The organism is Mesorhizobium sp. B2-2-4 (assembly GCF_006442375.1).
Taxonomy (GTDB): domain Bacteria; phylum Pseudomonadota; class Alphaproteobacteria; order Rhizobiales; family Rhizobiaceae; genus Mesorhizobium.
Genome location: NZ_VFWB01000013.1, coordinates 14,598 through 29,787 on the forward strand (window position 1 = coordinate 14,598; position 15,190 = coordinate 29,787).

Consider the following 15,190-nt stretch of genomic DNA (forward strand, 5'->3'; position numbering starts at 1 on the left):
GATGGTTGGAGGAGCTAGCCAAGGGCCGATACGGGTTTGCTTTCCATTTATCGGTGATGATGTCGGTGGAAGCCACATCTCGGCGCTCAAGCTCATCCAGAACCTCGATACATCGAAGGTCGTTCCGATTCTGGTGCTTCAGGAAACGGCCGGGCCTCTGGCGGCCTTTCTGCAAATGGAGGGCCAGCCCTTCACGGGTTTTCCGCTGCCGACGACTTCGCCTGGAAAGGGAACAATCCCCGGCGATGTCATGACCTATCTGACCAGTACGCTTCCGCGCATGCGGCGTTTCATCAAGGAGCAGAAGTTCGATATCGTTCACACCAATGACGGCAGGACGCATGTGAATTGGGGCATTGCGGCGAGACTGGCAGGTGCTCGGCTGGTTTGGCATCATCGCGGCGACCCCGACGCCAAGGGCGCTAACGTGCTTGCGCCGCTCATCGCGCATCGCATGGTGACGGTGTCTCGATTTTCGCGACCGCGGCATCCGATCAGATCCCTCAAGGGACGGCTCAGCGTCATCCATAGTCCCTTCGACCATCCGTCGACTGTGCCTGACAGGATCGCGGCCAAGGCCGCACTTCTGGACGAGCTAGGCCTTGCACCAGGAACACGCGTCCTGAGCTTCATCGGCGGGCTGATCGAACGAAAGCGGCCGCTCCTCTTCATCGATATCCTTGATCGTTTCGTGCGGGAGCATCCGCAAATCCCGGTCGTCGGCTGCGTGTTCGGGAATTCACCCGCGGGCTCGCAAGATCTTGAAGCGGCCGCCCGCGTGCGCTGCGCCGAGCGCGGGCTCGGCCAAACGGTGCGCTTCATGGGTTTTCGCAACCCGATCGAACCTTTCCTCGCGGCAACGGATGTTCTGGTGGTTCCCGCCATGGGAGAGCCCTTCGGCCGAACCCTTATCGAGGCGATGTTTCTTGGGACGCCGGTGGTTGCAACCGATCATGGCGGCAATCCGGAAGCTATCGAGAACGGGCGGACCGGATTTCTGGTCACACCGGAAGACGCCGGGGCCTTCATGGAGCCGCTATCGCGGTTGCTTTCCAATCCGCCGCTCTGGGCCCGGATCAGCGATGCAGCCCGCGACCACGCCTTCTTCTCCTACAGCACGCACCGCCATGTCGAAAATGTCATGAAGATCTATGACAGGGCGCTTTGCTCCCGCAAAGCCGGCTTGGCGACCGACCTAACCAGCGAAATCGGCGGTTAAAGGATTTTCGCAATGCGGGTAGAGCACATCGATTTCCTTGTCATCGGAGCCGCAAAAAGCACAACGACCTGGCTGCAGCAGCAGCTTCAGGCCGATCCGAGCGTCAGCACGCCGGCATCCTGATAGACGCATCCAAGGGAAGGGCCTCCTTTGACATGAGTGAGTTTCACGAAAAGTCAGCTGCGCCATTGACATATGGTTCCCCCGGCATTGATCGAGGTCTGCCGTACGAAGCCCATCATCCTGCTCGCAATGCGAACCAAGACACGGGAGCTGCCCAGAGTGGGATCGTGGCCACGACCCCGGCCGGTCAAGTTGGATATCGCCGCGAAATTGACGGCCTGAGGGCGATCGCAGTCGTTCTGGTGATCCTCTACCATTCAGGGCTTCGCGTCGCGGGCCTTGACCCCTTTGCGGGCGGTTTTATTGGCGTTGATGTCTTTTTTGTTATTAGCGGCTATCTGATTGGCTCGATTGTACAGCGGGAAGTCATGGATGGGACTTTCTCGTTCGCCAATTTTTACGAGCGTCGCGCGAGACGGATCCTACCTGCGCTGTATACCGTCTTAGCAGTAACGATCCCCTTCGCTTGGCTATATATGCTGCCGAGTGCCTTTAGAGACTATTCGGCGAGCCTTTTGGCAACCGTGTTTTCAGCCTCCAATCTATATTTCTGGCATGTTGCGAGCTATGACGCAGCCGACAATCTTTTTCGTCCACTAATTCACACCTGGAGCTTGGGGGTCGAAGAACAGTTCTACGTGATCTTCCCTTGCTTTCTTCTACTGGTGTGGAAATTTTCTCGGAAATTTTTAACAGCCATCCTGTGCATTGGGCTCGTCGTTTCGTTCATTCTTGCGGAGTGGATGACGCGGCATTTCCCGGACGCATCTTTTTTTCTACTGCCACCCCGAATCTGGGAACTAGGGTTGGGGGTGTTTCTGGCAAGACGTGAATTGACTGGCGGCCGGCTTGTGTCGATGCGCTCTTCGCGAGTCGCGCCTGCGGTCGGTTTGGCGCTCCTGATCTGCGCGGTGCCGCTGATGCGGCCGCAGTGGCACCACCCGGGACTTGTGACGTTGATCCCGGTTGCAGGAACGGCATTGCTTATCTGGTATACAGGACACGGCGATCCCATTACACGAGCGCTTTCCTCCCAACCGTTTGTATTTGTCGGTCTGATATCATATTCCCTCTATCTTTGGCATCAGCCGATATTTGCTTTCGGCAGAATGAGCGCAACCGATTCTGTCGGTGGTATGATGGTATTTTTTTGGATTTTGATGTCAATTATACTTGCCATTGCGACTTACCGCTTCGTCGAGATTCCGACCCGTAGCAGAAAGCGAACCAGCAAGCACGTTATATGGCTGATTGCCTCACTAGGGGCCGTGTTACTCAGCGGCGGCGGATACTACTGGTATGTCCAAAATGGCATGCCAAGCCGTTTTGCGGACGGCCTGGCCCCGATTGCCGCTGCATCCGATATTCGCGAGGCTCAGATCTTTCAGAACGGGAAGAGCTGTCTCAACTTTGCGCCTGAACAGGGCCCTTGTACCTTTCATGGCTCGAATCCCGAGGGCTATGCTCTTGTTAGTTTAGGTGACTCTCACGCTCGCACTCTGCTTGGTCCGATGCGAGACAGCCTCGATGACTACCGAGATATCGCCTCGTTCACACCGCTCAATCGAGGCGGCTGCGTATTTCTCCTCGGTCTGCAAAGGGTTGACGTGGACCAACCGGGTTGTCCAGGCGACTACAATGACAAGAGGCTCGACTACGTAGGCAGGCTGAAGCGACCGATAGCCGTGCTCTTGTGGCGTCTCCCCATTCTCGTGGAGCAGAGCCGTTACAACAATGGCGAGGGGGGAATCGAGCCGGGCGACGATCACCCGCATTTGGCCAAGCTGGGTGAAACCGGGCCCGCCGATCCGGCTGCAGTCGCCACGGCCATTTCCCGCACCATAAACACACTTCTGGAGCGCGGGGTGAAAGTTGTCTTAGTCTATCCTGTCCCGGAGATGGGTTGGAACGTCCCGCAGGTGCTTCTCATGCGGGCCAGACGCCAGAACGATCCTGCAGCTTATATGCAGGCGGACCCGATTTCGGTTTCCTACGGGGATTTCCGCCGGCGAACGCAACGGACATACGCATTATACGATAATGTCGGATCCGATCCAAATCTCGTGCGTGTGTATCCGGAGAAGGCCTTCTGCGATCAACAGCGCTGTTTCGCCAATCGAGGCTCTCAGATTTTTTATCGGGACGATAACCATCTCAGCGAGACCGGGGCGTCCAAGCTCAACGTTTTGATCATGGACGCCATCAAAGCACGGTGGGGAAATGACCGATGACAGGCGAAGGAAGAGCCGTGGACTTTTTCGACCGGGAAGTCTTATGCGACGTCCCAGCACGGAAGCGACAAGGCTTCCCCTTGCAGTAGAGCTCGACGCTATGCCTTGCGGTGGTATATTTCGAAATACGGGTCCAAAGAGCTGGAAATTCTCTCATCCATGTAAGCGATCTCGTCTCTGTTGAAATAGTCGACATAACCGCCAATTTTGCCCCGGCGCACCTTAAAACTGTCGGGATTCGACTGGTCCGTCGGGCGCATTCTTTCGTGGCCGAAAGCGTCTGCCATTTCGATCTTTCGCAAATTCTCGAAAGAGCCAAAGGTTGTCGCCTCATCGAGGATCATCTCCGGCACGCCCTGAATGCCCAGAAAATCTAGCGCCGTGCGAAGCGCCGATTTTGGAGCTTGGCGCATATGTTCGTAGGACAGCATTTGAAATGCCTTCACCTTATCGCGGTTGTGCGCCCAAGCGTTGTAGAACGCTATGATGGAATCAATGCTGCCGACATCCTGGGCAAGAAACTCACTGATCGTTCCGTCAAACACCTTCATTCGGTGCGTTGCGTCGAAATAATATGAAACAAGCACGTCTCTCGGATCCCGAACCAGAAATAGGATCTTTTTTCCTGAATATTTTGACTTATCGGCCTGGATTTCGCTGGGACGCTTAAGGTTTGGGCTGTCGTCGTGAGAAAAGCCAATGCAGGGGATGTTCGACGAGATCTTCCAGAAATGCTGGATTTCCATCGGATTCTGCAGGTTAAGGCCGTAGTGTTTGTCGATGACGCGGCCAACCATGGTGCGCAGCCACGTTCTACCGCATTTCGGGTATGAAAGCACAAAGGAGTCTCGCGACCAAAAGATCATCTGGCGACGCAACGCTCCCAGGGGACCCGAGTAGCGTATTTTCTTTGGAACGACGGCTTCGCCAAGGAAAAAGGTAGCGTCGCGAAGATTGTTCTTCAACTGTCCGAGCATAGAAAGCTTCCTCTGCTAGCGTGAGTTTGGCGCATTGGCGGCGTCAACAATGAAGTGCCCGAAGACGGGACCGCCGGACCGAAACTCAAGCGACCATTTTAATCTCCGCCATTGTAAGCCATTGCGTCGGTGCAGCGAGACCTAGCTAGCTGGCTGGCCCGGACTGATGGGAGTACCTCTTTGGATTAACGCGGCAAAGTCCGCTTGCAGTTCCGATAGCCCCCCATGCACAAAAGCATGTGTTGCTTAGAAAGCGGGTAAAGCGCCCCATAGCAGCGATAAGATCGTAGCCTCGAATCCGAACGATTGCAGGCCAACCTGTTCTTGATTGAGCAAGGGACTGGCAGGCACGGATTTGTGCCTGCGAGTTCAAACAGCCGCATCTCTTGACGCGCTCTCTTGGGGCGCGGCGGCTAAGCTTTGTCGAGGTCTAGAATGAGCCAGTCAGATCAGCCGTTTGAGGCAATCAGTCCACTGGGAGGCCAATCCCTTTTGCTGGCCACTGCGATCGCTCTCGGCCGTCTCGTCAGCAAACCGCGGACGATTGTTCATGTGCTGTCTTACTTGCGCCGGCGGGTGACCGGGCGCGCCAAGGCCGTTGGCAAGAACCTTCATCTCTACATCATCGATCTGGCCCTGGCGCTGGCGGCACTGTCGTTTGCTTCATTCATGCGATTGGGCCTTGATGGAGAATTCACCGGTCCGGAAAGCCACGCTTCGTTGCTCTTCGCACTCCCTTGCTTCCTGCTTACATGCGCCGTGGTCTTCCCGGTGACTTGCCTCTACACCCGCAACTGGCGATATGCTTCTGTCGGCGACATGCTCGGTATCGTTCGCGCGGCATTCGTCACATCGCTGGCCTTCGTGTTCCTGATGTTTGTGGCTACACGGCTCGATTCGATCCCGCGCTCGGTGATAGTGATCCAGTTTCTGTTGCTCGTGCCGCTGCTTATTTCAGTTCGCATCCGCTCCAAGCTCGTTGAGCTAAGCCGCTTTGGTCCGACTGCGAACAGAGCGAAAAACGGACGCGACGTGGTCCCTGTGCTGCTGATCGGTGCAGGCGATGCGGCCGATCTTTATATTCGCGCGCTGCAGCGGGATCCGAATGCACGCCATTGGCCGGTCGGCGTGCTCGATAATGGCGCAACGACAGAGGGCTATTTCCTGCGCGGCGTGCCGGTTCTGGGCAGCATCGAAGACTTCGACATGGTCATCGGCGATCTGGAAGGTCGCGGCATCAAGCCCCGCCACGTGATTTTCACCGAAAGGGTGCCTGGCCTCGTCGACCCGATGCTTGAAGCGCTGATCGACCGGGCCGACCGTCTGGGCATCGCTGTCTCTCGCCCCGCCCCGGTCCTGGAACTGCGCAATCCTAAATATCAGAGTCGCTTCGACTTGCGCCCCATCGAACTTACCGACCTTCTGGAGAGGCCGCAGGCGGTTCTTGATAAAGATGCGTTGTCCCGAATGATCGAAAACAGGCGCATCGTCGTCACCGGCGCCGGAGGCTCGATCGGCGGAGAGCTCACGCAGCAGATTGCCGCGCTCGGCCCCACCGAAGTGGTCCTGATCGATAACAGCGAGTACAATCTGTACGCCATCGATCTGGAATTGGCGGAGAAATTCCCTAATGTGCGCCGGAAGCCATATATCTGCGACGTACGCGACCCTGTTCGCCTGGGCGAGATTTTCCGACGCCATCGCGTTGACCTGGTCTTCCACGCGGCGGCGCTCAAACATGTGCCGATGGTCGAGTTGAATCCCTGTGAGGGCATTCTTACCAACGTCATCGGTACTATGAACGTGGCAGAAGCGACCCGCCTTTGCGGCGCCAAGGCAATGGTCCAGATATCCACCGACAAGGTTGTGAACACGACCAGTGTCATGGGCGCTACCAAGCGCCTTGCGGAACTCTACTGCCAGTCCCTGGACCTCGCCTTCACCGCCGGCGATACCCCCGTCCGCTTCATGACCGTTCGTTTCGGCAATGTTCTGGGTTCAAGCGGGTCGCTGATCCCGCTGTTCAAGCGCCAACTCGCCCACGGCGGTCCGCTGACCGTTACCGACATGGAGATGAAGCGCTTCTTCATGACAATACGCGAGGCGGTTGAACTGACCTTGCAGGCATCGGCCCATGGTCTGGAGAAAAAACTCGGACAGGGCGAAATCTTCGTTCTCGACATGGGTGCGCCAATCAAGATCATCGACATGGCGCGCCGCATGATCAAGCTCGCGGGATTTCGGCCGGATGAGGACATCAAGATCAAGATTGTCGGCTGCCGGCCGGGAGAAAAGCTGTTCGAGGAACTCTTCGACGAAAGCGAAAGACGTGTCGACGTTCCGATTTCCGGAGTCTTGGGCGCCGTGCCCAACGCGATGCCGCTTGACACGCTTCGCAAGGGATTTTCGCAATTGCGTCGCTTGGCGAGGGCCGGCGACACTGAGGGAGTGTTAAATCTTGTTGCGGATATGCTTCCCAGTTACCGCAGAGAGGAAGCCAAGCCTGCGGCGGCGGTGACGGCGCCATTCGTGCCTCATGTGATCCTCGGTTCAGCCAAGGCAACCACGCGTCCACACGAGGCGGCCGCTTGAGGCCCAGCGGGAGCGCTGCCGTGCTAAGGCATATTGCCTCGGCTCTGTTTGTTGCGCTGTCGTGCGGCACTGCACTGGCCGGGGCGCCTCAGCCGACAGTGGCCGAGGCACGGAAGGCGGTCGAGGCTGCCGGGGCCTATTTCCGCGATCATCTCGGTGTAGCGGGAACTTATGTATGGAAATATTCCCTCGACGGCCAAAAGAGGGTGGGCGAGGGCGGTACCGTGCCCGCGAGCGTTGGCTGGGTGCAGCCGCCTGGTACGCCGGCTGTCGGCGCTGCGTTCCTGCGCATTTTCGAGGTTACCGGCGACAAGCAATGGCTTCAGTCTGCCCAGGTCGTGGCAACCGCTCTGGTCAAGACTCAGCTGGAGTCCGGCGGATGGTTTTACAAGATCGAGACCGACCCGCAAAAGGCGGCGACATGGTGCTACCGCGCACTGAAGTTGGGCGGGAATACCTGTCGCGATATCAAGGACAATCCGCAACGCAACGAGACTGTCCTCGATGACAACAACACACAGAGCGTGCTGAATTTTCTGATGTGGTTCGACCTGGCGAGCGGCGGTTCGGATCCGGACGTCCGTTCCTGCATCGACAGGGCGCTTCATCGATTGATGCGGGTGCAATACCCGAATGGGGCCTTCCCGGTCTTCTTCAAGGGAGCCGCGCCTGGGGCGGATGTAAAGGCTGCGGCCAAGGCGAGTATTCCGGCCAGTTGGTCTCACGAGTGGCAGAAGCCTGATCGTCCGCCCTATTTCATCATCAATGACAATCTTCCCCGCGATATGGGTCGTCTCTTTCTCAACGCCTACCGCACATATCACGATCCCGCATATCTCAAGACGGCGGAGAAGGTCGGTGATTTTCTCCTTGCAGCCCAGTTGCCCGCGCCACAACAGGGCTGGGCTCAGGGTTACGATCGTTCCATGCAGCCGGTTTGGGGACGCAGGTTTGAGCCGCCAGCGGTCGTCTCGCGCGAAACCGCCGGCAACATCGATTACCTGATCGAGTTGAACGAGCAAAACAGGGATGCGCGGTTGCTGCACGCGGCGACGACTGCAGCCACCTGGCTACAGGCGGCGCGCCTGTCCGACGGCAGTTGGGCACGTTTCTACGAACTCAACACCAACCGGCCGCTTTACATCGATGAGGGCGGCCAAGTGACGTTCGACGACATGGACCTCCTGAAACACTACGGCATGAAAACCGGTGCAGAGATCGAGCCGGTGTTCGCTCGGCTCGAGAGTGCAACGCGGGGGCAGAGAGTTTCACGTCAACGACTGTGGATCAGTGCCGCGGATGAGTTGAGTGCTGGCGAACTGAATTCAAAGGTGCGTCAGCTCGTCGACAGTCAGGATACCCAGGGACGCTGGGTTGAGGGCCGGTTTATCGAGGGAGAAGACTTCGTCGAGGGCGTGTTCGCCCTCGCTCGTTTCATCTCCGCGCAAGCATCAGAGCCGGCGAAATAGCTTCTATATATCGCTCGCTCTTGCCATGGGGAGACCCTGACCAGATCTTCCGGGTGCGCCGATTTTAGCCTTTGTAGGAGCTGGAAAGCTCGGCTGGTGGGCCCCTTAGATCGGCCTGCGTAGGAAAGGCCGCGAACGACCGTACTTGGAGCGAGTACCGCGAAGAAAGCGCGTGACCGTTCTTGAAGCTGGGCCGTCGCGCAAAATCGCAACACTGGGCGCCATTCCAAGCAGCAGAGGCACGAGAAAGAAACGACTGTAAAGATGTGGTAGCGCATTGGCCAGCGCCGCGAAGAGGAGAACTGTCGTCGCCGTGCAAATGGCGGATACCTTGCCTTCACGACTCCGAGCGGCAAGGATGGCGATGGTGATGCCTGCCACGAGCAGGAGCAGAAAACCGATGAATCCGGGCAGCCCTGCCTCGACCCATATGAGGAGGTAGGTGTTGTGGACCGGGGCGTGCAATTCGCTGACCTGCCGATACTGGTCGGCACCGATACCAAGCAGTGAATTATTGTCCGCTTTGCCAATGGCCTCATGGATGAGCCGCATACGGTCTGCAAACGTGCCAGCCTCATCGAGGTCACCATTCTGCAGCGCATTCAGCACGCGGTGTTGGAAGACCTCGGGCAAGAAGTCGCGGCCCCAGGTAACGGCAATGAAGAATGCGGCGAGCGAGGTCACCGCTAAAGAAATGATGCGGCGCCACGAGCCCGTCGCGACTACGAAGATGGTGACCGCAAAGACAAGGCCGATCAGGCCGGTATTGGATCCTGTCAAAATAATGCCATAACCAAAAAGCGGCAGTCCGACCCAAAGCCAGCGAGGCCTTATGCAACCTGACGCCACCAGCCACAACATTAGCGGGACAGAGAGCGCTATCAGCGTTGCGCATTCATTCTCGCGTTCCACCCAACCCTGAAAACGACCATTGCCGCTGACAAAGACGGTGCCGCGTTGCTTGAGGATGTCGATTATCACTATCCCCTGCAGACACATCACGGCGATCGAGCAAAGAAATGATTTCATCAAGAGAACGATTTCAGCCCAGGGCCTCGACACGATCATGAAGGCCAGGAGAAAGTAGGCGTACAGATATTGCGCCGAGATGATGAAGCCTCGCTGCGGATCTCCGTGGATCAGACTGCTTAGCAGCAGCATCCCGCATAGTAGGGCGATGCCGATGTTCCATAGAAACGTCCCCGCGCCCAAGGGAGAGATCGAAAAGGATTTCCCGAGTATGGCTGCGAATACGGCCGCGAGAGCGAAGCCGTCGCTGATGGTAAAATAGAATGCATCAAACCGAAGAATATTGAAGGGCGTGAGAAAGACGGACGCCACGGCGAACCAGAGCCCGAGTCTCCCGGCTACCTCTGGCAACGATGTGACGGCCGGTTTGGGGCCGGGCCTTGTCCAATAATGGCGAGGAGCCCTGGCGTAGTTCATCCTCACTCCTGAATCTGCTTGAGAGTCCTTTTCGCCAGCCCTCATTGGGCCTGCAGTTCAGCCTATCTGCCAAGATAGGGCCCGGGCCGGTTACGCTATCCTTTTGGATGATGTCGCCTTTGCGGCTAAGCCTCTTGAGCGCGATTGCGGCCGCGCAACCATGTTAAAACTGTCGTCGCGGTAAGTCGCGAATTCGATGTTGGGTAGCCTCCAGGTCCGATGTGGCAGGGCCGGCTTGGACCAGTCGAAGACAAACAAAAAGGGGCGGGATCTGTGAGCTTGATAGACGACAACAGCGTGTGGAGCCGTCTGGAACCATTCCTTCAAGAGCCGATCGAGCCGTCGAAGGAACGCACTTTCGGCCCGCGCGAGCTCTACACGCTTTTCCGAAGGCGCCTCCCCTTGATCCTTGCGGTCGTGACTACCGGCACCGCTCTCGCGCTCATCACGGCTGTGGAACTTCCCAAGACGTACACCGCTCGCTCGATGATCGTTGTCGAATCCGACGATCCCAATCCTCTCGACACCGCACAAGCGCAGCCTAATCAACAGCCCGACAAGTCGCGAATGGACACCGAGGCGGATCTGATCACCTCTCGTGTCTTTGCCAGCCTGGTCGTCGACAGACTGGACCTCATCAAGGACCCGGACTTCAACACCTATCTGAAACCAGCCGCGAGCCGAGCTTCCCCTTCGGATTCGGGCCCTGGACTGCTGTCACAGGCCGTCGGCTTGATCGTCTCGATACCGCGAGCGCTATGGAGCCTTGTCGCCGGCGCCGACCCGCAGGATCCCGCGTCGCTGCCATCGAAGGGGGTTCAGCAAGATCGGGCGATTTCATCGTATCTGTCGAGCGTTTCGGTTGACCGGTCCGGAGAGAGCTCGGCGATGACGATCTCCTTTTTCAATGACGACGCGTCGAGGGCGGCCCTGATAGCCAATGCGACGGCCAAACTGTTCGTGGAATGGTCCCGGGACAACAAGCGGCAGGACATCAAGGACGCCGTTAGCTTTCTGAGGCAGCAATCGACGGAGCTTGCGTCACGGATAGCCGCCATAGAAGGCCAGATCGCCCAGTATGCGCGAGAACACGGCGTATCCAGCGATCCGCGCGATGATCTGCTGCGCGCCTCGATCCAGCAAAGCAACGAGCAGCTCAGCACCGCCAGAGGTGAATACACGCAAGCGCAGGCGCGCCTCGCCCAGGTCAGGCTGGCGGCCAAGACCGGCGACGCGGGCGCCAACGTCGATCCCCTGCTCTCATCGGACTTCCTGACGTCCCTGCGCAACGACGAAGCGACGGCGATGAGGGATCGCGCGCAACTGGCCAGCAACTACGGGCGCAATCATCCCTTGGTCCAGGAGGCGGATGCAAAAGTAGCGGCCGTCCGCGCGATGATCTCTCAGGAGATGCTGCGTACGATCGCAATCTTGGAAAACGACGTCCGCGTCAACGAAGGCAGGGTCAACCAACTCGCGAAGACTTTGGAGGAGTCCAACGAGCAACTACGGCAAAGGAGCCTGGCGGAAGCGAAGCTTCGGGAACTGAACAACCAATTGTCGACCGAGCAGAAGCTCTACGACCTCGTATCAGGCAGGCTTGGCAGCCTCGATCCGTTTTCCGAGGCGGTCGAGCCCGGCGTGCGGACGGTTTCCGCCGCCGAGATTCCGACGAGCCCTTCCTTTCCCAAACTTCGTTTGATGACGGCAGGCGGTTTCGCCGCGTCGCTGATCCTAGCCCTGATCCTTGTGCTGACGCTTGAAAGCATGGATGTGAGAATACGCGAGTCACAACGGGTATCGAAGCTTATCCGTGCGCCACTGCTGGCGTCGATTCCGCAACTGCCCAAGAAATTCCTGCAACGCGCCACGCCCCCTCTTGAAACCTTGTTGTCGCAACCACGGTCGGCCTTCTCCGATGCCTTCCGGTCGCTGTACATGGCCTGCACCCGGATGAACGGTGGCCGGAGCAAACAGGTGATCCTGGTCAGCTCAGGACTACCACAGGAAGGCAAGACAACGACGGCCATGGGCCTCGCCGTGGCAGCTGGAATGGACGGCGCCCTGACAGCGCTGATTGATCTGGATTTGCGAACCCGCAGCATCCATAGCGCCATGCAGTTTGGGCCCGCCGACAAGACACTCAACGACTACCTACATGGTGGTTGCACCCTGGCAGAGATCGTTCAGACGCTTCCTGAAGTTCCGCGACTGGATGTGCTGGCGCCATCTGCCGACGACCAGACCTTGCCTGAATTCCTCAATTCCAGCCAATTCGCGAAATTGCTGGAGGCGTTCCGGCTCGAATACGACGTGGTGATCATCGACGCGCCGCCTGTGCTCGTCGTCGAAGACGCAATCAGGATTGCCGCCTCGGTGGATACCGTCGTGGTCGTGGCCGCGTGGGACAACACCACGCAAGAGGCTCTCTCCCAGGTTGTCGAGCGCCTGCGGTTCGCCGGCGGTCCATCGATCGGCTGGGTGTTCAACCGCGTCGACCCCTTCCGACAGGCCCGTGGTGCCCTGCGGAAAGCCTATTTGAAACGGCAGCAGATTCGTCGTTATTTTCCCGCTTGACCGCCATCGGCCGCGCGGCCGATCAGGCGCGGCCGACTATATCCCCATCGCCTCGAGCAGGGTTTGGTTCACCTTGTGAACATCGAACCGGTCTTCCGCGAGCTTTCTTGAGTTGGCGCCCATTTTTGCGGCGAGTTCCTCATCCTCGAGAAAAGCCCGCTGCGCCGAGGCGAGAGCTTCCACGTCTCGCGGCTCGACCCGGAAACCGTTCTCGCCCTCGATCACCGTTTCTTGACAGCCAGGGGCGTTGGTCGTGATTATCGGCCGACCGGTCGACAAGGCTTCCAGCGCGCTGCGGGGAATGCCCTCCCTGTAATAGGACGGCAACACGAACACGGTGGACGCGGTCAAATAGGGACCGACGTCGTGTGTTTCGCCGAGATATTCAACGGCGCCTTCCTTGGTCCACTGGTCCATTTCGGCTTTCGAGATGGAGAGGGGACTGGGATCGAAGGGCCCGAGAATCTGAAAGCGTGCAGCGCGGTACTTGGTCTTCAGGATACGCGCGGCGGCAGCAAACTCGGCAATTCCCTTTTCGCGAAGCAAGCGAGCGATCAGAAGGAAGACGGGAGGCCCTGAAGGTGGGGGGCTTGCGGCAAACAGTGTCAGGTCCACTCCTGAACCCGGGATCATGATCACCGGCGTCGTCGCAGAAACCATCCCATGGCGCCGGATGTCGGAAGCGTCGGCGTCATTGTAAGCGAAAACTGCTTCGCAGCCGACCAGAGCCGAGCGGTAGAGACCAATACTCAACCGGCGCAAAATGGTTGCGCGCAGTCCCGTCATGCTGCCGCTGAATATGAAGCCGAAGCCTGTAAAGAGCGCAAACCGGCGCGGTACACGGGCAAGGCGGGCAGCCAATCCACCATAGATGATCGGCTTCATCGTATACGCCAGGACGATTTCGGGCGCCAAGCCGCGAATGAGCTTGTAAAGCGCCTTGAGCGTTCGCAAATCGGCCAGCGGACTGGTACCCGTCCTGGCCATCGGAATCCGTCGGAAGGTCACGCCAATTGCCTTGAGACCGGCGATCGCCCGCTCATCTTCATCGGGGGCGAGCGCAATGACATCATGCCCCGCAGCGACCATGGCCTTCAACAATTCGAGACGAAAGTTGACAAGCGAACGCGTCAGGCTCGCAATGACGACGATGCGCTTGCGGCGCATCGCATAGTCCACAGGGGCGCGAGGAGAATCTCGACCATTCATGTGCACAGCAACCACCAGCCGCTCCTATCGGATATGGCGACGACGCCCTAGAGCTGCTTCGTAGAGTTCCAGGTGCCTGCCGACGTAAAGGGAAAGCGAGAAGTTCTCCATGACGCGACGACGCGCTTGTTGACCCAAGGCGCGGCGCTCGGCCGGTTCAAGGCTGACAAGCCTGATCAATCCGGCGGCCAGAGCTTCACTATCTCCCGGTGGAACGACCACGCCGCTGTCGCCGACCAGCCAGCCGGAGTCGCCGACCGCGGTAACCACCGCCGGCACGCCGCTGGCCATCGCCTCGCCTACGGCAAGGGAAAATGCCTCGCCCCAAGCCGAGCAAAGCGCGTAGACGTCGAAGCCCGGCATGAGGTCGGCGATGTCAGCGCGGATGCCCGGCGTGGTAATGCGGTCGTCTATGCCGAGCTCACGGGCGGTGCGCCGCACCGGGCCGTCGGCATGTCCCTCCCCGATAAATATGCCCTGAACGTCGTATCCCTGTTCCAGGAGCCGGCTGATGGCGCGGACCAGGCTAACCTGGTCCTTCATGGGATGGAAGCGTGCCACATGGCCGATCATCAGCCGTCCGGGCGGCAAGCCGAACAGGCGGCGCAGCTTCGCACCGGCGTCGGCCGAGGGGGAAAATTGATCGCAATCCGTCCCGTTCGGGATAACCACCCTCCGGCGCGGATCAAAGCCCAGGCGCTCGTGATCATCGGCGGCGACGCGCGAGCAATATGAGATCGCGCTGGTGCGCCTCGACAGGCGGGCCGAGAGCCGTATCAATTGGCGCGTCAATGGTTTCTCGTCGGCGAGATCTCGAACCGTGTGATGGATGCTCCAGATGACCGGCGAGAAATTGAGCCCTAGCATCGAGCCGAGCGTTGCCGCGACGTTGCCGTGATACATCCATCCGTGAAGAAGATCGGGGGCCGCCCGTCTTATCGACCGCGTCAGCCGAACGACATCGCGCGGTCGCGGCCGTTCCGTCATGCCGAGCGAAACGAGCCCCGATCTTGTATATTCTACGTTTGCAGCCACCGGACCGGGTGAAAGCAGGGACAGAACTGAAGTCGAGAAGCGATTTTGGTCGACCTGGCCAAGAAAACGGGCAAGCATGACCTGAGCGCCGCCGACGTCGAGACTGGTAATGGTGTGAAGAACACTTGTGTGCACGCAAGCTTCCCAGCTGTCTGCGACGCTCCGCCCTGAGGAAGCATTCAATCGTCCGACAGTATCCAGCCGCACCATACGTTGGTTGCAGTCGACATCCAGTTAGCCAAATTAGGTGGGAACCAGACCGAAGGTTGTCACCGCTCCACCAAAGGTATGACTCATTGTCCTCGCGCAGGT

Annotated in this window: 9 protein-coding genes and 1 pseudogene; 6 read left to right on the plus strand and 4 right to left on the minus strand. The window is 58.6% G+C overall.

The features are described 5' to 3' along the window. Position 1: 1 nt before the first annotated feature. The 3 genes and pseudogenes from FJ959_RS26760 (at position 2) to FJ959_RS26770 (ending at position 3,573) form a co-directional block, all read left to right on the plus strand. A complete protein-coding gene (locus FJ959_RS26760) occupies positions 2-1,219 on the plus strand; it encodes a glycosyltransferase family 4 protein (RefSeq protein WP_140633003.1) in 1,218 nt (405 codons plus the stop codon). A gap of 12 nt (positions 1,220-1,231) precedes the next feature. Further along, positions 1,232-1,324: pseudogene (locus tag FJ959_RS32415) on the plus strand (sulfotransferase); the annotation flags it as partial. Between the two features lie 50 nt (positions 1,325-1,374). Next, complete coding sequence (locus FJ959_RS26770) at positions 1,375-3,573, plus strand: acyltransferase family protein (protein ID WP_140633006.1); 2,199 nt, start codon at positions 1,375-1,377, stop codon at positions 3,571-3,573. A gap of 98 nt (positions 3,574-3,671) precedes the next feature. On the opposite strand, the gene FJ959_RS26775 is transcribed toward FJ959_RS26770, so the two are convergent. Next, positions 3,672-4,550 carry a sulfotransferase domain-containing protein gene (locus FJ959_RS26775; protein ID WP_140633010.1) on the minus strand — a complete coding sequence of 293 codons (879 nt, stop codon included), beginning with the start codon at positions 4,548-4,550 and terminating at the stop codon, positions 3,672-3,674. A gap of 435 nt (positions 4,551-4,985) precedes the next feature. Here FJ959_RS26775 and FJ959_RS26780 point away from each other — a divergent pair, with 435 nt between their 5' ends. Together FJ959_RS26780 and FJ959_RS26785 are read left to right on the plus strand one after the other, a co-directional pair. After that, positions 4,986-7,142, plus strand: a complete 2,157-nt coding sequence (locus FJ959_RS26780) for a nucleoside-diphosphate sugar epimerase/dehydratase (protein ID WP_140633013.1) — start codon at positions 4,986-4,988, stop codon at positions 7,140-7,142. Between the two features lie 20 nt (positions 7,143-7,162). Next, complete coding sequence (locus FJ959_RS26785) at positions 7,163-8,611, plus strand: hypothetical protein (RefSeq protein WP_140633016.1); 1,449 nt, start codon at positions 7,163-7,165, stop codon at positions 8,609-8,611. Between the two features lie 105 nt (positions 8,612-8,716). Here the strand turns inward: FJ959_RS26785 and FJ959_RS26790 are convergent, their stop codons facing one another. Beyond that, a complete protein-coding gene (locus tag FJ959_RS26790; protein ID WP_181165376.1) occupies positions 8,717-10,057 on the minus strand; it encodes an O-antigen ligase family protein in 1,341 nt (446 codons plus the stop codon). 279 nt (positions 10,058-10,336) lie between these two features. Here FJ959_RS26790 and FJ959_RS26795 point away from each other — a divergent pair, with 279 nt between their 5' ends. Then, positions 10,337-12,634 (plus strand): polysaccharide biosynthesis tyrosine autokinase, encoded by a 2,298-nt coding sequence (locus tag FJ959_RS26795; RefSeq protein WP_181169651.1) that lies wholly within the window; start codon positions 10,337-10,339, stop codon positions 12,632-12,634. A 36-nt stretch (positions 12,635-12,670) separates the two neighbouring features. On the opposite strand, the gene FJ959_RS26800 is transcribed toward FJ959_RS26795, so the two are convergent. After that, positions 12,671-13,801 (minus strand): glycosyltransferase family 4 protein, encoded by a 1,131-nt coding sequence (locus FJ959_RS26800; RefSeq protein WP_140633019.1) that lies wholly within the window; start codon positions 13,799-13,801, stop codon positions 12,671-12,673. Between the two features lie 66 nt (positions 13,802-13,867). Beyond that, entirely contained in the window at positions 13,868-15,088 is a 1,221-nt protein-coding gene (locus FJ959_RS26805) for a glycosyltransferase (RefSeq protein ID WP_140633022.1), read from the minus strand. Positions 15,089-15,190: the final 102 nt, after the last annotated feature.